Source organism: Rufibacter tibetensis (assembly GCF_001310085.1).
GTDB classification, from domain to species: Bacteria; Bacteroidota; Bacteroidia; order Cytophagales; family Hymenobacteraceae; genus Nibribacter; species Nibribacter tibetensis.
This window is the reverse complement of sequence record NZ_CP012643.1, coordinates 4,073,151-4,093,207: the sequence shown is the minus strand read 5'-3', so window position 1 is coordinate 4,093,207 and position 20,057 is coordinate 4,073,151. Positions and strand designations below refer to the sequence as shown.

The following is a 20,057-nucleotide window of genomic DNA, read 5'->3' as shown; positions in this document are numbered from 1 at the left end:
TCAGTTTCGGGGGCATTTTCCGTAGAACCTGCTCACTTAAGATAAAGATAAGGATTTTTGCGATCCTCTGTTATAACTTAAACCATGGAAGATAAAGAAGTACACATTCTCCTCGTTGAAGATGATGAAGTAGATATCATGAACGTGCAACGGGCCTTCAAGAAAAACAACATCACCAACCCGCTGCACATCACACGTAATGGTCTGGAAGCTCTTGAAGTGTTGCGATCTGGCACTATACCTATGCCCCCCATCATCATTCTGGATATCAACATGCCCAAAATGAACGGCATAGAATTTCTACAGGAATTAAGGAAAGACTCTACCTTAAACCGTATCAGTGTGTTTGTGATGACTACCTCTAATGAAGACAGTGACAAAATAAACGCCTACAACTTAAACGTAGCCGGATACATCTTGAAGCCCCTTTCCTTTGAGAAGTTTCTGAGCTCCGTAGCCACCCTTAACCGTTACTGGAAATTGTGCGAGAGACCATAGAGAAATAAAAAATACGTATTTTTACCATCCCCCTCCGTTATACCTTCTAATTGATTCGTTTTGAACAGCAAACATGCCCATATTCTGTTGGTGGAGGATGATCCAGTGGATGTTGCCACTACCAAACGTGCCTTTCAAGCCAAAGGAGTTGAAAACCCCATTCACGTTGCTCCTAACGGAAAGGTGGCGCTGGACATGCTGTTAGGGAGAGGAATGACAGCTCTTTCTCCCATTCCCCAAATCATTTTGCTGGACCTGAACCTGCCTGAAATGGGTGGACTTGAGTTTTTAAAGGAGCTCAGAAAGAACCCACAACTGAAAGCCTGTAGTGTGTTTGTTATGACCGGGCAAGGTTCATCGCAGGATTTATTGGAGGCTTATGACTTAAACGTGGCAGGTTACATTGTAAAACCACTTCAATATTCTTCCTTTGTAGAGAAAATTGGCACTTTGCAATCTTTCTGGAATTTAATTGAACTGCCTAACTAAACTTCCCTCCTCATGGATGCTCCGGTAAGACTTCTGATTGTTGATGACGATGAAGTAGACCGGATGATTATAAAGCGGTCTCTCCGCACAGCCCAGGTAGAAGCCTCTATCAAAAATGCCTCGTTGGGCTCAGAAGCCTTGGAGGCACTAGACCAGGAGACCTTTGATTTTATTTTCATTGACTTCATGTTACCCGATATGAACGGGCTGGAGTTGCTGCAGAAGATAAGGGAAAAAGGTATTTCTACCCCTGTACAAATTGTTACCTCCCAAGGCGATGAGCGTATTGCCGTAGAAGCCATCAAAACCGGTGCTTCCGATTACCTGCCTAAGACCCTGCTCACCCCGGAAGGTATCTCCCAAAGCATCAGGACCGCCATCCGGCTCCACAAAATTGAGCAGGAACGCCTCCAGACACAAGAACAGCTAGCCAGAACCCAGGAGCAACTGGAAACGGTTATCAATGGAGCTCCCATTATCCTGGTAGCCACAGATAAGAACGGCATCTTTACCATGAGCCGGGGAAGAGGCCTATCTCTGATTGGAAAGGTGGATTCTCAGTCAGTAGGTAGTTCTTTGTTTGAAGCCTACAAAGACTATCCTGTTATCGTCAAATGCGCGAAACGCACCCTCAACGGAAAAAGATCTACCTGCACCGTTGAGGTTAGAGGCGTCTGGTTTGATTGCCTGTTTCTTCCTCTGAAAACCCCTAGCGGTGAGGTGAACGGTTTAATCAGTGTTTGCTACAACATTACAGAACGCATTCAGATTGAGGAAGAACTGAAAAGGGCGAAAGACGAGGCTTTGAGCATGGCCCAGGTGAAAGAGCAATTCCTGGCAAACATGAGTCATGAAATCAGGACTCCCATGAACGGCATTTTGGGCTTAAGCGAGGTTTTGGCAAAAACACCTTTAAACGAAAACCAGAAAGAGTACCTGCAGGGCATTCATACCTCGGCCAATAACCTTATGGTCATCATCAATGACCTGCTGGATTTCTCTAAAATAGAAGCCGGCAAGATTACGTTTGAGGTTATCCCCTTTGATCTGAAGTTACTAATCAAACAGCTGCTGGACATACTTGAGATTAGGGCCCATGAGCGGAAAAACACCCTCAAACTCCTGTTTGATGAAGATATTCCTCAAATGGTAGAAGGTGACCCTTTCAGGTTAAGCCAGATCCTGAACAACCTTATTGGCAATGCCATTAAGTTCACCCAAGATGGCACAATTAGGTTGCAAGTTGAAGTCATTACCCAGAAAGAAGACCAGCTTCAACTGGAATTCACGGTGAAAGACACCGGCATAGGCATTGCAAAAGATAAACTGGAAACCATCTTTGAGAAGTTTACCCAAGGCAGCAGTGACACCACCCGTCGGTTTGGTGGAACAGGCTTAGGATTATCTATTGCAAAGGAGCTCATTGAAGCTCAAGGCGGGCAAATTTCAGTGGAAAGTGAGAAGGACAAAGGCAGTTGTTTCCGGTTTGTCCTGCCTTTTGGGAAAATAGAAGGGAAAAGCACTCAACTAACGGCTAATCAACAAGCAGACCAACTGAGCACCAAAGTGCTTAAGAACGCCAAGATCCTGTTGGTGGAAGACAACGCGGTGAACCAGATGCTGGTCAACAAAGTTCTGCGGGACAAAGAGGTACTGGTGACCATGGCCAACAATGGCCAGGAAGCGATTAACCTCCTTCGGCAGCAATCCTTTGATCTTGTTTTGATGGACATGCAGATGCCCGAGATGGATGGTTATGAAGCCATGCAGTACATCCGGCAGCAACTTCCGTCCCACAGAGACATTCCTATCATTGCCTTGACGGCCCATGCCTCAGAGGGGGAAATCACCAAATGCCTTTCAGCCGGCGCAAACACGTATGTTTCCAAGCCTTTTAAGGCCGAGGATCTTTTGCACGAGATGACCTCCTTACTAAGGACAAGGAATGTTGAAACTGCATCAGAAACTACTCCTTTCTCGCAGAAGGAGACGCTGCAGGTTGATCTTACCTATCTTGAGAACTTCGCGAATGGAAACGTGGAGTTCATGCGTGACATCTTAAAACTGTTCATTGACCAGACCCCGGGGTTAGTGCAGGAACTGACCAGAGCCGTTGCAGTTGCTAATTGGACAGAGACCAGAACCCTGGCCCACAAAATAAAGCCTTCTATTGCATTGGTAGGCATTCAGCAACTAGAGGAACTGAACACGACTATTGAGCAATCGGCGTTGAACCGCACCAATACCGAGGAATTGCCAGCATTGGCTCAGCAGATGGTTACACTGGTGTCCCATTCTATTCACCAGTTGAAAAAGGAGTTGGAGAACCTGAAAGAAGCTTAAGCTTTCTTCTCAGTTTCAAGCTCCTTTGCCCAAAACAGCCTCTAAAGGGCACAACTTTATAAATCTACCGCCATGAACGCTTTGCTTGAACCAACTTTCCTGCGGCTAGAAAAACAACGGGAAGAATTCTGCGCATGGGTACAAAAAGCTCCTGCGCCTCTTCAACACAAGCAACCAGGCCCAAATCAATGGTCCGCTGCTCAGGTGTTGTTTCACCTGGCCAGGGTTGACCAGCAGGTAGTAAATGGGTTGGAGAACAGGCTTAAAACCAGGAAGGCGCTAAAGCCATTGAAGCTGGCTACAAAAGTCAGGTCTTTATTGCTGAACCTGCTCCTTAAACTACCTATCAAATTCAAAGCCCCACCCCAGGTACGAGAGGTGCCCGAGCAGGTAGACTTAGTTTCAGTCATGCAGGAATGGAAAGAAACCCGGGAAAAACTTCACAACATCTTAACTGCCTACCCCACGCAGCAGCTAGGAAAAGAGGTCTTCTTTCATCCCCGTGCGGGTATGCTGACCATGCCTCAAACCCTTACCTTTCTGGTAGAGCATACAGAACACCACAGAAGGCAAATGCGTCGGCTTCTTTCTTAAGAAGCCTTTATTATCTTAGCAGCCATTTTGAATAAATTTCGCGTATTTACTTTCACATCAAATTTGCTACTCCCCATGGCTGATTCGACTTCTTCCAAAGAAAACTTTATGCGTGAAGCCATCCGGCTATCCATAGAAAAAATGAGAGAAGGCAAAGGTGGTCCTTTTGGAGCCGTGGTGGTCAAAAATGGAGAAATCATTGCGCATGGGTTCAACAATGTCACCTCCAGCAATGACCCTACTGCCCATGCTGAGGTAGATGCTATTAGAAAGGCTTGCCAGGTTTTAGGCACTTTTCAGCTCACGGGCTGTGAACTCTACACCAGCTGCGAACCTTGCCCCATGTGCTTAGGCGCCATTTACTGGGCACGCCTAGACAAAGTCTATTATGGCAACACCAAAGCAGACGCCGCCGCGGTAGGTTTTGACGATGCCTTCATCTATGAAGAACTGGAACTACCGCTTCATTCCCGTTCGCTTTCCATGGAACAGCTTCTGCACGAAGAGGCTTTGGAAGGGTTCAAAGCATGGGAACAGCATGAGGGAAGAACTGATTATTGATGCCACTTACAGGCCTCTTTTATATAATCAGCCTCCAAGTATTTGGAGAGTAAACTCTGGCACAGCAATTAGGAAAAACTGATTCCGCTTGGCTTAATTGATGTGGCGGAACAGGAGCATTGATGCTTCAATGCTGATTTCAGCAATAAAAGCCTAAAGTAAGCTATTTCTTAGGTTTGTAAATCTTAAACTGGCCGCTGCAATGCAGCAAACTCATCAGATACAGCAAACCACCGTAATAACGGTCCCCTACGGTATGTGGAACCGGCAAGTTCCAGAGGGCTTCTACAAATTCCTTGGCCACAGGATGAGTGGAGGCTAGACTTACGGTAGCGTTTGTAGAAATCAACCCCGCCGAAGGTCCGGAACTTACCTTTTTTCCGTCAAGGGTATAGATGTGTCCATAAGACGTAAGTCCCTCAGAGGCGAAGAAAGCTTGAATTCTGTTGCTGAGTTCTTGTTCTTTAGGGTCTTTCTGCCACCAGGCCCAGTCTACGCTCCAGTTCATGGCAGTACGCCAGGAATCATAGGCAAAGTGATGGGAGTTTGGGTTGAAAGGAGTAGTCACTGGTTTCCCGTCAAAGTGGGCGTAATCAGGAGCCAGACCAGTTTTAGGATGGGTAGTTTTCTGAATAAAAGCCCGGCTGGTATCAGCGGCTGCTTTCCAAAATTCGCGGTCGGCTTTTGGTCCCCAGAGGGCCCACAGTTCATAAAAGGCGGGTAAGTGGTACGATGGGTCAGTAAACTTTCTGCCCTGGTTTGTGGGCACGAAAAGAATCATTCTTTTCTCCTCGTTCACCATAGGACCAGAGATTTGCGGACCGAACTTGGTAGTACCAGACGTCTCAGGGTGGTGCCGCATGGTAGTCAAAATCTTATCAGCCCACTCTTTGTACTGGTAGATTCCCTGCCCGTTGCCCCATCGGCCAGAGGCAAAATACAGGGCGGTCACAAAGTACTCTTCGCCATCCGGAGCCGGGCCTTCTGAGTTGCGCGTGCCATCTGGCTTCACAGACCAGGCAAAATATCCCTCTGAAGGGTGTCCTGGCTGGTCTATGTACATGTGTGTCATGGCATAGTTCCAGAGGGCATCAAACTCTGTTTTCTTGTCCATTTGCACGGCAATCATCATCCCGTATGACATGCCCTCGCTACGCACGTCTTTGTTGTACACGTCATAGATATAGGCCAAAGGCCCTTTCTCGTTCTTCCCCGCCGCAAAATAGATAGCCTGGGTGGCAGAGTCGCCCTCAAATAACTGCTGATAACCTGCTTGTATCTTCCTTAGGACTTCTTCTTCCGCATGCCCATTTTCTTTGAATAGATTACGGTACTGCCTGGTGGCATATGCTCCTTTACCTGTTTGTAAGGAGGAGTTTGCCTGCGGAGAACAGGACAACATGGATAGTAAAAGACTACCACCTATCACAAGGTGGCAAGCCATTTTAAAATGTTTTTTAAATGGGAAGAACAAAGATATTGCTTTCATAAATTGAATGAAGCTTTGGTAAGCTCCCGAAGTGTTTCAAGAGTAACTAGCGGACAGAACATTCCTCAGCCTTTCGGTACTATTTTCCCGAAAGATAGTATAAAAACAGAAAGGCTCGCACCTAAGTGGTACGAGCCTTTCTGTTTGAAAAATATAAGGGAAAAGTACGACGACTAGCGACGTCCCATCATGTTACCCAACTTGGCAAGACCGCCTTTGGTACCAGCCATCTTGTTCATGCTGCGCATCATTTTACGCATGTCGTTGAACTGCTTCATAAGATTGTTCACCTGCTGAATAGTAGTTCCTGAACCTTTTGCGATACGGTTACGGCGGCTGCCGCTGATCATATCTGGGTTCTGGCGCTCTTCCTTGGTCATAGACTTGATGATTGCCTCAATTGGGGCAAAGGCGCTTTCGTCAATGTCCACGTCTTTCAGCATTTTGCTTACCCCCGGGATCATGCCTACCAGGTCTTTGATATCACCCATCCGCTTGATCTGCTCTAACTGCGACAAGAAGTCATCAAAGTTGAACTGGTTTTTACGGATGTTCTTGTTGATACGCTTGGCTTCGTCCTCGTCAAAGGTCTGCTGCGCACGCTCTACCAGGGAGATTACGTCACCCATACCCAAGATACGCTGGGCCATCCGGTCTGGATAGAACAGGTCCAGGGCTTCCATTTTCTCACCGGTAGAAATAAACTTGATTGGTTTCTCTACTACGGCTCTGATGGAGAGGGCAGCACCACCCCTGGAGTCACCATCCAACTTAGTCAACACCACGCCATCAAAGTTGATGCGCTCGTTGAAGGTTTTGGCAGTATTTACAGCATCCTGACCCGTCATGGAGTCAACCACAAACAAAGTCTCCGTTGGCCTAATGGCCTCCTTGATGTCGTAAATTTCCTGCATCATTGCCTCATCCACGGCCAAACGACCAGCAGTGTCAATGATGATTACTTTCTTACCGGTACGCTTCGCGTGCTCTACCGCATTGCGGGCAATAGAAACCGGATCTTTTGACTCGCGCTCGGCATAGAAGTCTACGCCTACCTGGTCTGCTAACACGTTCAACTGGTCAATCGCAGCCGGACGGTACACGTCACAGGCAGCCACCATCACGCCTTTTCCTTGTCTTTTCAGGAAGTTGGCCAGTTTACCAGTAAAAGTGGTTTTACCAGAACCTTGCAGACCAGCAATTAATACAATAGCGGGAGAACCGTTGATGTTAATGTCTTTCTTCTCGCCACCCATTAACTCGGTGAGTTCTTCGTGCACGATTTTCACCATCAACTGGCCCGGAGAAACCGCAATCAGAACGTCGCGGCCCATGGCCTCGTCCTTGATCTTGTCGGTTACCGTTTTGGCCACCTTGTAGTTTACGTCGGCATCCACTAAGGCGCGGCGCACTTCTTTGATGGTCTGGGCAACGTTGATCTCGGTGATGCTGCCTTGTCCCTTCAGGGTTTTAAAGGCGCGGTCCAGCTTGGTACTTAAATTCTCAAACATGTGGGATATATGACTGAGTTAGATATTTTTCGATGTGTGACAAAGACAAAAATACGCAGAATTTGCGGAAGTTCAGCATCTTTTACCCATAGGTACGTATATTCGGGCTTAACTATACATTGGGTTGATAATTAAACTGCTTTTGTGCTGTTTTACCTAAAACACCCTAAAAACGGTTTCCGTTCGTTCAACTAGTTTAATTACCTGAAGATCCGAAAGCTTTTGAAATCAACTGGCACACATTCTCCTGCGCACGCATTACTGATCACTTATTACTGGCCGCCTTCCGGAGGAGCCGGGGTACAACGCTGCCTTAAGTTTGTGAAGCACCTGCCTCAATTTGGGGTTACACCCACCGTTATCACCGTAGATGAGCAACAGGCCTCCTATCCGGTGCTGGATACATCTTTGTTAGCGGAGGTGCCCAAAGAAGTCAAGGTCATCCGGACTGCTACCCGTGAACCGTTTGAATTTTACAAGAAGATTACGGGCAAGAAAGACATTCCTTTTGGAGGATTCGCTAACACAGGACAGGAAACCTGGAAACAGAAGCTTTTCAAATTTCTGAGGGGCAACCTGTTTATCCCTGACCCAAGGGTAGGTTGGAACCGCTTTGCGCTTGCCGCTGCTAAAAAATCCATTCAGGAACAGCAGGTGAAGGCGATTGTCACGTCCAGTCCGCCGCATTCTACCCAACTTATTGGATTGAAGCTAAAAAAGCAATTTGCGGGTCTGCGTTGGATTGCTGACATGCGTGATCCCTGGACCGATATTTACTATTACCAGGACCTGAACCACACCGCACTGGCGCAGAAACTGGATGCCCGCTACGAGCGCGAGGCGCTGGAGCAAGCCGATGCGGTAGTAGTGGTCTCTGAGGATATGAAGCGTTTGTTCCTAAACAAGTCTACTAACTTAGACCCCAAGAAGATTCACGTAATTCCGAACGGGTACGATGAAGCCGATTTTGTGCACCCCTCCACTCCTTCCTCGGAGGAGTTTGTGATTACCTATACGGGTACGCTTACCGAGGCCTACAATGTGACCGGTTTCTTTCAGGCAGTTTGTGAGGTTATGACCAAAAACCCGTTGATGCGGTACCGCCTTCGGTTTGTAGGTAAGGTATCAGCAGGCATTAAACAGCAGATAGAAGAAGCCGGGTTGCCCCTTATTACGGAGTACATTGACTACGTGCCGCATGAGGAATCCATCAAGTACCTCATGGCTAGCACCGTCTTGTTTATGGCTATTCCTGATGTACCTAACAACTTTGGAATTCTAACGGGCAAGTTGTTTGAGTACCTGGCCTCCAACAAACCAATTATCTGCATCGGTCCCGTTCAAGGTGATGTGGACAAGATTCTGGATGAATGCGGTGCTGGGCGTGTGTTCCACTACTCTGGGTTTGAGTTGATAGTTGATTACCTAATGCAACTCAGCAAAACCTGGAAGGTAAACCACAACCTTGATTTACCTATCATCAATTACACGCAATATTCCCGCCGCTCCCTCACAGAGCAACTGGCTAAGTTGATCTTGCAATAAGAGGCAAAGCAAAGGTATATTTGGTTTTTATTACTTATTAAAGATGCATCTCCTTTGGTTATCCTTCTTGTAACTAGGTTTACTTGAAGTGTAAGAACAATCACAAGGAGATGCATCTACATGAACCGCAAAAGCTTTACTTGTGCAAGTCCTCTTTGATTATGTGCTCTTCCATTTCAAGCGGGTCTACCACTTACCAGAGCCGCTTGATATAAGCTATGGCTTTCAGAACAGTAGCCGAATTCAGATCAGGCAATCCTCAACTACCTTTTTCTCCCAAAAAGAAGCGCAACCGGAAAGTGTAATTTGGAAAGATTGGCAAGGCACTTCTCTTCCCCTCTTCTTTGTTTCTTTTACTGAGTTAGACTGGCTTACCCAAACTGCCTCCGGAACAGTAGTAGTCAATTATGATCTCATTGCCTCTGGTTTTTACCTGTTAAGCGGCTGGCAGGAATTTTACAGCAGCAACCGTGATCAATTTGGCCGGTTTCCTTACGCTTCTTCGGTGCAGGCAAGGCATAAGTTCATCACCAAACCCATCGTAAACTACTACTTTGAGGTTTTGCGGGCCGCGGTGGAACTTGCATACGGGCAAAAGATTACACAAAAAACCTGGAACGGAAAACCCTTTGCTACCTGCCTCTCCCACGACATTGATTATTGCCAAAGCGCCTGGAAAGTAGCCGGAAAACCAGCTTTACAGAAAGGCAGATTAGGTTTGTTCTTAAAACTAGCCGCACAAAAAGCCTTGGGGAAAGATGCTTGGTTTAACTTTCAGCAAGTAGAACAGGAATTAGAGCAGCTAAATGCCAAAGCCTCCTTTTTCTTTTTACCTGAGCAAGGCAACTACCAAGGCCATCCTAACGCTGATTATAATGTTTGCTCTAATTTAACCCAGCAACAAATAAACCGTTTGCAGCAAGCAGGACATGAAATTGCGGTACACGGCAGCCATGGCAGTAGCATCAATCTTGAGCAATTGAAATCTGAAAAGGAAAAGCTGGCTATTCCGGTAACTGGCAACCGGTTTCACTACTTACGCTTTGATCCGGATAGAACGCCAGAAGTAGTAGATGAATTGGGTTTCACTTATGACAGCACCCTGGGTTTTCCGGAGCACTTTGGCTTTAGAAACAGCTACTGCCATCCATTTAAGCTGTTTAATTTCAATTCGGGCCAAAGCACAGACACCTGGGAAGTGCCCCTGAACTTAATGGATGTCACCCTCAACCATCCCAACTATCTGCAGCTAATGCCACTTCAAGTACTGCCTGCTATAACTCCCATGCTCAATGAAATTATCAGGTTCAATGGAGTTTTTACGCTGCTGTGGCATAACGAGAACTTCAGTGCGTATGGCTTGCAAGGTGGTTTACAGATGTTTCAGGAGATTACCCAGTTTCTTCAGAAACAAGGAACAGGTTTTTTCACTATCCATGAGGTAGTAAAGCAAACCGAAGCCTGAACTTGCCTTGGCTCAATTTTGCTGCAGATAGCGATAGCCAAGTGAGAACCTGTTAATTTTGCTTTTAGGGCTATGGCTGGATTTAGCCTTGTTTCTAGAAAACAGCCCCTAAACGCCACACGCACTCCATGGATGTTATCCGCAAGCAGGGTTATCTGAACACCATTATCTCCACCGTTGGAATGGTCATTGGGTACCTGAACACCGTTTTGGTTCTTCCTTATTTTCTCGCCGATCCGGACAAAGTGGGGCTTACCCGTTTTCTGATCGCTGTTTCTCCGGTGTTCGCTCAGTTTGCCGCTTTAGGGTTCACCAATACCAGTGCCCGGTATTTCCCCTATTTCCGCGATCGTGACAAGCAGCACAACGGCTTTCTTTTCCTGATGCTCACCATCCCCATGCTGGGTTTTGCGGTGGTCACAGTCTTGTTCCTGCTGCTAAAGCCCGCTGTGTTTGATTTGTACCGGGTCACCTCACCGTTGGCGGTAGAGTACTACTACTACATTATCCCGCTGAGTTTCTTCACGTTGCTGTTTCTCTTGCTGGATGCATACCTGCGCTCGCTTTACAAAACCATTGTGCAGACCTTCTTGCAAGATTTTTTGGTGCGGATTTTAACCATGGCAACCGCCGCTCTCTTTTATTGGGGCTTTGTAGATTTTCAGCAGTTTGTCATTTTGTTCATTGCCGCTAATTCTTGCACGGCCTTTATCTGCATCATCTATCTGCTTTGGCTGCGTCAGTTCTTTGTGCGGCCCGGCCGAAACATGTTCCAGATTGTTCCCATCAAAGAAGTGGTGCAATACGGCCTGTATGCTTTTTTGGGAAATATCTCAGGTACAATTATTACGTTCACTGATACGGCCATGATCATGGCGTATAATGGACTTTCTGATGTGGCCTACTACACCACCGGTTATTTTATCACCAGCGCTATCTTGGTGCCTTACCGGTCCATGAACAAGATTTTAAGTCCGCAGGTAGCTGATCTTTTTAAGCAACAAAACTTTACGGCTTTAGGAAAGCTGTACAAGAACATGACCCGGGTTAATCTACTCATAGGCCTGCTGCTATTCTTAGGCATCTGGTGCAACGTAGATAACATCTTCACTTTGATGCCCAAAGAGTACAGTGCCGGACGGTACGTGATCTTGTTCATGGGCATTGCCCGAATCTTTGAACTAGCTACCGGTTTAAACGCCATGATTCTGGTGACTTCTCATAAATACCGATATGATCTGATATTGAACATTTTGATGGTGGCACTGGTCATTGTTACCAATTACCTGCTCATACCACCCTATGGCATCAGCGGAGCCGCCTTTGCCTCCATGTTGGTGTTTATCCTGATCAATGTATTTAGAGTGGCATTTGTAGGCTATTTCTTCAAAATGCAACCGTTTGGCTGGAATTCACTGCTGTTGCTATTAATTGGGGGTGTCGCGTACCTCGCTTCCTGGATGTTGCCTCAATTACCGAATTTGTTTTTGGATATAGCCGTAAGATCCATCCTGATCACCGCGGTGTACGGAGGGTTTGCGATTGGTCTAAAGGTTTCCCCGGAACTGAATAACGGAATTCAAAAGACTCTTTTACGCTTCGGTTTGGCAAAACAGGGGTAAAACAAACCTTTTAACTCAGCCCTTAAGTTAACTTGCTGAAGTTAGTTTCTGCAACAAGCCAAGGAGTTCCTGTTCTCTCCGCTGCTCTGGGTATTGCCCGGCAATTATAGCTCTGGCCTTCTGCCCCAATTGAAAGAGCTCTTTGGTGCCGATTGCTTCCAGAATCAGTTCTTCCAGTAGATCTGGGCTTCGTTGCGGTAGCAAGAACCCGCTATCCTCAATCAAATCTGGCATAGCTGCTACCTTACTAACCACGGGCACGCAGCCGCACAGCATACTTTCACTCAGCGCGTTAGGGAAGCCTTCTGACATGGATAGTTGTAGGTAGAACGTGTGCCCACTGTAGACTTCAATTAAATCAGCCAGAGGCATTTTGGGCAGTAGCCGAACGTTGGCAGGTTGGGTTGTGAATTGGAAATTTTCTGGGGCACCAACAATGGTGAAAGTGGCATGGGGTACTTTGCGGGCGGCTTCCAAAATAAGGTCTACTCCTTTCAATCGCTGGGTGAAGCGCATGTTCAAGCCCGCGCAGACGGTCAAAAACGTGTTGGACTCCCGCACCACGTTTGGGATTGGTTTCCAGAAAGTAGCATCATACCCGTTGTACACCACGGTATGGGGCGTCTTCAAATCGGGACAATGATAGCGGAATCCCTGGTGCGGGAAGTCGTTGGGCTGATAGGTGTAGTCCTGCCACACCAGCTTTTCATGCACCGGCGCAATATGCGCAGCTAATTGATACGACCAGCGGGCGAACTTACCTAAAAGGGGATTGGAGAAGACCCCATAGCCAATGCTGGGAAAGGAGACGCAATCGGTACCACCAGCAACAATCAGACAGGGACTTCGGGCTAGTTTCCCGAACAGGGCAGGAAAAAAGGAATGGTACCCGGCAAACATGCAAACCAGCGCTTCGGCTTGCCAGATGTGACGCAGTAGGAAAATAACTTGTCCCAGCCATACCAGCGGAGTCTGCCATTTTTTGGCTGGCAAAAAACCTTTGTGCCGGACCTCGTACCGCTGCTCCATCAGCCGCAGGTCTTTCACCACAAAGGAAGACTGGGCGGGGTAGAAATAAAGCAGAACAGGTTTACGCGCCGGCATGGGTGAAGAGCAGTTAACGGCCTACAGCCACTTAGAGGACAAATCCTGCAGTTTCAGGTCTACCTTAGACTTGGGCTGCACCTTCTCTGGTACTAGACGCTGCTTCATAACAATCCATTGGTAATCCTCCACCTGTGAGAACAGCGAGTAGCTCTCCAGCTTGTGCAGGTACAAACCGGCGGCGTAGGTATTGCGCAGTAACTCATCAGTATGGATGGGCTGGTCAATTACCTGCAGCAACTCCGGCTGATGCTCGCGCACCCAGGTCAGGTATAACGGGTGCGGAATGTTAATGGTCACCACCGATTTAGGATGCAGGTGCTTCGCAATCACCTTAAACAGGTTGGGGTGCTGCTCCAGCGGAATATGCTCAATCACATCAGGCAATACCACAAAGTCAAATTTCTCCGGACGCTCAAAATCAGTCATGTCAGACACGGCGAACTCTACGTGGTTAAACTGCTGGTTGAACCGACGGGCCATGTCAATGCTCTTCGGGCTGATGTCTACGGCCAAGACTTTCCCCTGCGGCGTTGCTTTGGCCAGCAAGTGTGTCACGGTCCCGATTCCGCAGCCAATCTCCAACACCCTTGAATCAGACTTCAGCCCTGCTTCTTTCAGGTTTTTCAGAATAGTCCGGTGCCGGATGTGGATTCCTTTTTGGAACTGCTGCTTGGTATATTCGTCGTAAAAGTTAGATACTGACATAATAGGTTGCTATGGCCGGGAAGGCGCTACTTCTTTAATGCGTAAATGCGTTCAATAATCTCCACTACTTTGAGACCTTCAAGGGCGTTGGTGGTGGCGAAGGTTTTGCCTTTGAGGGTGTCAATCACGTTCTCAAAAATGAAATGGTGATTGGCGGCACTGCCTTTGTAATGGCCGTAGTCATTGGCAGGGCTGCTGGGTGGAAGATTGGGCATGACGTAATCCTGCACGTGGCAGTATTCCACCTCGTTCATGTACTGTCCGCCAACCTTGATGCTTCCCTTTTCCCCGATGATTGTCATGCTGCTTTCCAGATTTGTGTCCCAGACGGCGGTGGAATAGTTGAGCGTACCGGCGCCTCCGTTCATAAAATCGAAGTGGATGAGGCCGCTGTCTTCAAAATCAGTGAGGTGCTGGTGGTTAAAATCCATGAATCGGCCATGGATGTTCTTGATATCTCCGAACAACCAGTACATGATGTCAATGAAATGGCTGAACTGGGTGAACAGGGTTCCGCCGTCCAGGGCTTGCTTCCCTTTCCAGGTACCAGCTTTGTAATACCGGTTGTCACGGTTCCAGTAGCAGTTAATTTGCACTAAATAAATCTCGCCAAGCCGCTTCTCCGAAACCATTTCCTTGAGCCACAACGAAGGGGGACTGTAACGGTTTTGCATCACGCAGAATACCAGCTTTGAGGTCTGCAGCGATTTGTAGATGATGCGCTCGCAGTCGGCTTTACTCAAGGCCATGGGTTTCTCGCAAACCACATGGCAGCCGTTTTCCAGGGCCAGCATGGCTTGGTCGGCGTGGAAGCCGTTGGGCGTGCAAACGCAGATGACATCGGCCTTAGGGCCAGAGGCCAGGTACTCTTCCATGCTGGTGAAGAAGGGCACGCCAAAGGGTTCCATCTCATCTAACCGGGCTGGATCGGTGTCTACCATGGCCACCAATTCCCCTTCGGGATGGCGCTGTACCATGGTGGCGTGGCGCTTACCAATGTGGCCCGCTCCTATTACTGCAAACTTTATCTTTTCTGACATCAGATGCCTTCTATTCGTTTTCGCCTCAGCTTCCGGAAATCAGCCCGAAAGCAGCGTATTTATTTTCTTGATTATAAGCGGAAGCTGAGCTGGATTAGCTTTGGAAAAAGCTTACCACCGCCTCAGCAATGTATTGCTGTTGTTCCTCGGTGAGTTCGGTGTGCATGGGCAGGGAAATCACCTTGCCGCACAGTTCCTCAGACACTGGGAAATCACCTGCCTTGTAGCCCAGATACCCATAAGCCTCGTGCAGGTGCAACGGAGCCGGGTAATATACCATACTGGGGATTCCTTTCTCTTGCAGATGGGATTTCAACGCTTCGCGCTGGTCAGCCGGAACCTGTAGCGTGTACTGGTGAAAAACATGACTGCTGTAGGTTGCTAGGGCCGGTATCTTAATCTGCGCTACTTCCGCAAAGTAGGCATCATACACCCCAGCTGCTTTCTGCCGGCGGTAAATGAAATCATCCAGTTGGGTAAGTTTCACGTCCAGCAAGGCGGCCTGCAGGGTGTCTAAGCGGGAATTCACGCCTACCCGGGAGTAGTGGTATTTCTTGTGCTGCCCGTGGTTGGCAATCTGCTGCAAAGTAGAGGCTAGGTCTATGTCTTGGGTGAAGATAGCTCCCCCATCTCCCATGCAGCCTAGGTTCTTGGACGGGAAAAAGGAGGTGGTGCCAATGTGCCCGATGGTTCCGGCAAAGGAAGTTCCGCCCTCGGCATCTACGTACTGAGCGCCAATGGCCTGTGCGTTGTCTTCAATCACGAAGAGTTCCTGCGCAATGGCCAGGTCCATGATCTCCTCCATTGGCGCACATTGCCCGAACAAGTGTACCGGCATAATAGCCATCGTTTTCTCGGTCACCGCTAAACGGGCTTTGGCCGGATCAATACAAAACGTATCGGGCAGCACGTCTACAAACACAGGCTTCAAACCCAAAAGGGCGATTACCTCGGCAGTAGCCACATAGTTGAAGGCCGGCACAATTACTTCTCCCCCAGCGGGTAGATCCAGTGCCATTAAGGCAATCTGCAAAGCATCTGTCCCATTGGCACAGGGTATCACATGGTTCACTTGTAAATACTTTGACAGATTGCCTGCGAAGGTTTTCACCTGTGGTCCGTTGATGAAAGCGGTACTGTCTACCACCGCTTGCATGGCGGCATCAATCTGAGTTTTCAGACGCTGGTACTGACCTTTCAGGTCTACCATCTGGAGCTGGTTCATGTATTCTGTTGAAAAGACAAATATAGGTATTGAAAGGTGAACCCTATGTACTAGCACTCATTAATCATCTGCAGGAATAGGATATAAGCACAGGTAAAATCTTAATATAGTAATATTACAAATAAGCCAAAATGCATAAAATCAGCATTTTGAAACCTATACCTCCTATTTGCGTTCAATAACCTGTAAATTCCTTTTTACCAAACGATCCATAAACTATGAAAATGTCCAATTTATTTAAAAAACATACGGTTGTTTACGCTGCATCTCTAACGCTAGCATTTGCTCATCTAGGGTGTAGCAGAACCGAACGTACTGATACTATGGCCGCTTCTGATACTTCTAGCCCCTCTCGCGAACAAGCCTATAATGATTACAAAAAATACGTTACTGATTATGAAGCCAATGTAGCACGCGGCTGGGACAGCACCCAGACAGATTGGGATCAGCGTATGACCACAGACAGCGCAGAATATAACAAGCGCCGCATGTCAGTAATGGAGTTTGAGAGCACCTTAGATGAGGATCGCAAAGCGGAGTACGCTGAATTGCAGTCAAGATACAGCACTGCCTGGTCTACACGGGAAGGGCAGTATAATACTTGGAAACAAAACAACCAAAGTAGCGGCATGATGGCTTCAGGCATTGACATGTCTACCTATGATGAAAAGAAAATTCCTTCCTATACCGCTACGGACATTAGAAAAGCCTACGAAGACTTTGTTGCCCATGTGGAGATGCACAAATCCGGCTTCAGCAACAAAGACTGGAACACCGTAGAGAAATACTGGAACCAGTTGGATGATCGCAAAAACGCTATCCAAAGCCAGTTAACTGACAAAGACAAGTGGGAGATTGCCAAAGCGAAAACTAAGTACATTGCCATGAAGAACGCCAACAAGGCAGGCAATACTGCTAGCAAAGTTGGTTCTGATGTGAAAGAAGTAGGCAAAGACGTTTCAAACAGCAAGGTGGGTGAAACTACCAAAGAGGTAGGTAAAGACGTAGCCTCTGGTGCAAAAAAGGCCGGTAAAGCCGTAGGAAACACCGCTAAGAAAGCAGCCAATAAAGTAGAGAAAGCTGTTGAAGATGATAACAAATAAAGCTTCCTTATCATAGATTAAAGCAAAAAGCCTTTCCTTTTGGAGGGGCTTTTTTTTACATGATGTTCTAAGCTTCTTTTAAGAAAACTGGCCCTAAATCCCTGTTACTTAGGCAGGTACATTTCTAACAGCAGCAACCGGTAAAAATCAAATAAACGAAGGCTAGGTTTCTTAGAAACAAGGTTACGTTTTAACAATGGAAACAACCACTGCCTGTTTTCATGGAGAAGGGTATCTAATTTCCAGTTCTTTACTTTACGGTAAGCCTTAAACAACTTTGATTCTTCCCCAACTTGGTACTTCTTGTGCAGTAATACTAAGTTATGAATGGCCTGTTGAGTTTTGAGTAGGTACACCTCATTGGGTTCCTGACCTAAATGCCAAACCGGATTGTTAATATGAAGCACCGGAATACTCTTTTGCTTCAACCGCCAGGCAAACAAGGTATCTTCGTGGCCGTAGCCAAAGATCTCGTTTTGCGGGAAATGCTCCAGGAAAACCGAACGAGGCACCAGCAGATTACTTGAGAACACCCGTTCATAAGGTGCCTTCTGCCGATGGTGTGCCGGAGCTTCTTCACGTGCTTTTCCGTATACCCAACGCAATTCTGTACCAGGCAGAGGACGTTCTTTCTTGTAAAAAATTCCGCCAACCACTACCCCCTCCTTTGCCTGACTAAGGTATCGCTGCAGAAAATTTGAATGGACGGGCAGCACGTCATTATCCAAGAAAAGAAGATGCTGGTATTGTGCCTCCTGGGCAAGCTTGTACCGGATCTGGGACCGGCCTATGTTTAGGGGCAGTTTTACGTAAACTACCTTAGAAAAAGATTGTAAAGGTTGGTTCTGGTCTAGCGTGTTTTGGTCTGAACCATCGTCATAAACCCTTACCTCGAAAGGTATAGAAAGAGAAGATGCTTCATGGAGTAAGGCCTCCACCAAAGGCAAAACGTTCTGGTTGTAAACTGGAATGAGAATGGAAATCTCAGAAACCATCTATAAGGGTAAACTCTTCGCGGGCTGAGTCAAGTACCCGGCCTCTTTCACATTTCAAAATGCGACGCGGATAGCGCTTTAAGATATGGTGGTTGTGGGTGGCCATGAGAACAGCCGTACCACTGTTATTGATTTCTTGAAACAGATCCATAATACCATGGGTCACGTCTGGATCAAGGTTACCGGTAGGTTCATCTGCGAACAGGATAACCGGTTCGTTGAGCAAGGCCCGGGCAATCACTACCCGCTGCTGTTCTCCCCCAGACAATTGATGGGGCATTTTGTTCGCCACAGAGTCTAACCCAACGCGCATCAACACCTCAGAAATCCGGTTTTTGACACGTGATTTGTCATTCCAGCCGGTGGCTTTGAGCACAAACTTTAGATTTTCAGCCACGGTACGATCAAACAACAACTGAAAATCCTGGAACACTATCCCTATTTTACGGCGCAGGAAAGGTACCTGGTTCCAGGTTAGAGAATGGATGTTAAATCCTGCTACTTGGGCTGTACCTATTTTCAAAGGCAAGTCGCCGTAAAGTGTTTTGAGCAGAGAGCTCTTGCCACTTCCGGTGCGGCCCACCAAGTACACGAACTCCCCTTTCTCAATTGTACAGGTTACCTCAGACAAAATGGTGTTCACATCCTGAAAGATGGAAACCTTGTGCAGCAAGACCACTGGGTTAGACGAAAATTCCATAGCAGGGTAAAATAAAGGTTACTCTTTTGCCTTACGGCAGCACAAAATGGTGTACAAAAGTGATTAAATCTCCAGTTTCTGAAGCTTCCCAAACTCCAGCCCTTCAATAACCGAAGCCAGGGCCTCTTCTTTATTGTCAAGGCCGTAGCGGTCAAGGTTCTTCAAAGGCCGGTCGGCCCGGAAATAAGCAATCAGCACAAAGTTTTCATCACGCAGCTGAATGTAATCCGGGATCTTGGCTTTGCCTTTTACTTTTATGATGTACACTTTTTACTAATTAGAAATTAGAAATTAGAAATGATGATGTTCAGGAAGGCCGCAGCCTACTCATAAACTCACCAATTTCTAATTTCTAATTTTGAATTTCTAATTGATTTAGGCGTTCGCTTTCTTGTGGTCTGCCAAGAACTTAGCCAGACCGCTGTCGGTCAAGGGGTGGTTCAACAGGCCGGTGATCACGTTCAATGGGCAGGTTACCACATCGGCACCAATCTCTGCGCATTTCACAAGGTGCATCACGTGACGAACCGATGCCGCCAATACCTCTGTTGGGAAACCGTAGTTCTGGTAGATGTTCACAATCTGGTCAATCAGGTCAAGACCATCGGTCCCGATATCATCTAAACGGCCCACAAACGGAGAAACGTACGTAGCACCAGCTTTGGCTGCTAAAATTGCCTGACCTGCCGAGAAAATGAGGGTACAGTTGGTTTTGATGCCTTTGTCAGTGAAATATTTAATGGCTTTTACGCCGTCTCTGGTCATAGGCACTTTCACCACAATGTTAGGATGCAGCTGAGCCAGCTCCTCTCCTTCTTTCACCATAGTCTCAAAGTCAGTGGCAATTACCTCTGCACTAATATCACCGTCTACAATCTCGCAGATGGCTTTGTAGTGTTTCATGACGTTGTCATAGCCTACAATGCCTTCTTTGGCCATAAGCGAGGGATTGGTGGTAACGCCGTCCAATACACCTAAATCGTGTGCTTCCCGAATTTCGTTCAGGTTTGCGGTATCAATGAAAAATTTCATAGTTCTAATGAGTTTGGATCACAAATCTAGTTC

General features: G+C 47.2%; 19 protein-coding genes. 9 read left to right on the top strand and 10 right to left on the bottom strand.

The window, feature by feature from the left end:
* The first annotated feature begins 84 nt into the window (after window positions 1–84).
* From DC20_RS16685 to DC20_RS16665, 5 genes are all read left to right on the top strand, one after another.
* Window positions 85–498 (top strand): response regulator, encoded by a 414-nt coding sequence (locus DC20_RS16685; protein ID WP_062544868.1) that lies wholly within the window; start codon window positions 85–87, stop codon window positions 496–498.
* A gap of 60 nt (window positions 499–558) precedes the next feature.
* On the top strand, window positions 559–987 hold the full coding sequence (locus DC20_RS16680) for a response regulator (protein WP_062544867.1): 429 nt from the start codon (window positions 559–561) through the stop codon (window positions 985–987).
* A gap of 12 nt (window positions 988–999) precedes the next feature.
* On the top strand, window positions 1,000–3,330 hold the full coding sequence (locus DC20_RS16675; RefSeq protein ID WP_062544866.1) for a hybrid sensor histidine kinase/response regulator: 2,331 nt from the start codon (window positions 1,000–1,002) through the stop codon (window positions 3,328–3,330).
* Window positions 3,331–3,402: 72 nt separating this feature from the next.
* Entirely contained in the window at window positions 3,403–3,924 is a 522-nt protein-coding gene (locus tag DC20_RS16670) for a DinB family protein (RefSeq protein ID WP_062544865.1), read from the top strand.
* Between the two features lie 75 nt (window positions 3,925–3,999).
* On the top strand, window positions 4,000–4,485 hold the full coding sequence (locus DC20_RS16665) for a nucleoside deaminase (RefSeq protein WP_062544864.1): 486 nt from the start codon (window positions 4,000–4,002) through the stop codon (window positions 4,483–4,485).
* A gap of 163 nt (window positions 4,486–4,648) precedes the next feature.
* On the opposite strand, the gene DC20_RS16660 is transcribed toward DC20_RS16665, so the two are convergent.
* Complete coding sequence (locus tag DC20_RS16660) at window positions 4,649–5,929, bottom strand: glycosyl hydrolase family 8 (protein ID WP_062546011.1); 1,281 nt, start codon at window positions 5,927–5,929, stop codon at window positions 4,649–4,651.
* Window positions 5,930–6,147: 218 nt separating this feature from the next.
* Entirely contained in the window at window positions 6,148–7,485 is a 1,338-nt protein-coding gene (gene ffh, locus DC20_RS16655) for a signal recognition particle protein (RefSeq protein ID WP_062544863.1), read from the bottom strand.
* 222 nt (window positions 7,486–7,707) lie between these two features.
* Here ffh and DC20_RS16650 point away from each other — a divergent pair, with 222 nt between their 5' ends.
* The 3 genes from DC20_RS16650 (at window position 7,708) to DC20_RS16640 (ending at window position 12,117) form a co-directional block, all read left to right on the top strand.
* The gene (locus DC20_RS16650) at window positions 7,708–9,030 is read left to right on the top strand and encodes a glycosyltransferase family 4 protein (RefSeq protein ID WP_071885487.1); all 1,323 of its coding nucleotides are present in this window, start codon (window positions 7,708–7,710) and stop codon (window positions 9,028–9,030) included.
* 142 nt (window positions 9,031–9,172) lie between these two features.
* Window positions 9,173–10,495, top strand: a complete 1,323-nt coding sequence (locus DC20_RS16645; protein ID WP_062544862.1) for a polysaccharide deacetylase family protein — start codon at window positions 9,173–9,175, stop codon at window positions 10,493–10,495.
* A gap of 128 nt (window positions 10,496–10,623) precedes the next feature.
* Window positions 10,624–12,117: an oligosaccharide flippase family protein gene (locus tag DC20_RS16640; RefSeq protein WP_062544861.1), complete on the top strand. Its 1,494-nt coding sequence runs from the start codon at window positions 10,624–10,626 to the stop codon at window positions 12,115–12,117.
* 27 nt (window positions 12,118–12,144) lie between these two features.
* Here the strand turns inward: DC20_RS16640 and DC20_RS16635 are convergent, their stop codons facing one another.
* The 4 genes from DC20_RS16635 to DC20_RS16620 all read right to left on the bottom strand — a co-directional run bounded on the left by DC20_RS16635 (window position 12,145) and on the right by DC20_RS16620 (window position 16,194).
* Window positions 12,145–13,221: a glycosyltransferase family 4 protein gene (locus DC20_RS16635; protein ID WP_062544860.1), complete on the bottom strand. Its 1,077-nt coding sequence runs from the start codon at window positions 13,219–13,221 to the stop codon at window positions 12,145–12,147.
* Between the two features lie 21 nt (window positions 13,222–13,242).
* Window positions 13,243–13,929 carry a class I SAM-dependent methyltransferase gene (locus DC20_RS16630; RefSeq protein WP_062544859.1) on the bottom strand — a complete coding sequence of 229 codons (687 nt, stop codon included), beginning with the start codon at window positions 13,927–13,929 and terminating at the stop codon, window positions 13,243–13,245.
* A 26-nt stretch (window positions 13,930–13,955) separates the two neighbouring features.
* Entirely contained in the window at window positions 13,956–14,969 is a 1,014-nt protein-coding gene (locus DC20_RS16625; RefSeq protein ID WP_062544858.1) for a Gfo/Idh/MocA family protein, read from the bottom strand.
* Between the two features lie 94 nt (window positions 14,970–15,063).
* A complete protein-coding gene (locus DC20_RS16620) occupies window positions 15,064–16,194 on the bottom strand; it encodes a DegT/DnrJ/EryC1/StrS family aminotransferase (protein WP_062544857.1) in 1,131 nt (376 codons plus the stop codon).
* Between the two features lie 323 nt (window positions 16,195–16,517).
* Between DC20_RS16620 and DC20_RS16615 the strand changes: the two genes are divergently transcribed.
* Window positions 16,518–17,297, top strand: a complete 780-nt coding sequence (locus tag DC20_RS16615) for a DUF6565 domain-containing protein (protein WP_062544856.1) — start codon at window positions 16,518–16,520, stop codon at window positions 17,295–17,297.
* A 104-nt stretch (window positions 17,298–17,401) separates the two neighbouring features.
* On the opposite strand, the gene DC20_RS16610 is transcribed toward DC20_RS16615, so the two are convergent.
* From DC20_RS16610 to fsa, 4 genes are all read right to left on the bottom strand, one after another.
* Window positions 17,402–18,292 (bottom strand): glycosyltransferase family 2 protein, encoded by an 891-nt coding sequence (locus tag DC20_RS16610; protein ID WP_062544855.1) that lies wholly within the window; start codon window positions 18,290–18,292, stop codon window positions 17,402–17,404.
* Window positions 18,282–18,992: a cell division ATP-binding protein FtsE gene (locus tag DC20_RS16605; RefSeq protein ID WP_062544854.1), complete on the bottom strand. Its 711-nt coding sequence runs from the start codon at window positions 18,990–18,992 to the stop codon at window positions 18,282–18,284. The genes DC20_RS16610 and DC20_RS16605 overlap by 11 nt, the downstream gene beginning before the upstream one ends.
* Window positions 18,993–19,055: 63 nt before the next feature.
* A complete protein-coding gene (locus DC20_RS16600) occupies window positions 19,056–19,259 on the bottom strand; it encodes a hypothetical protein (protein ID WP_062544853.1) in 204 nt (67 codons plus the stop codon).
* A gap of 108 nt (window positions 19,260–19,367) precedes the next feature.
* Entirely contained in the window at window positions 19,368–20,024 is a 657-nt protein-coding gene (gene fsa / locus DC20_RS16595; RefSeq protein ID WP_062544852.1) for a fructose-6-phosphate aldolase, read from the bottom strand.
* Window positions 20,025–20,057 lie beyond the last annotated feature (33 nt).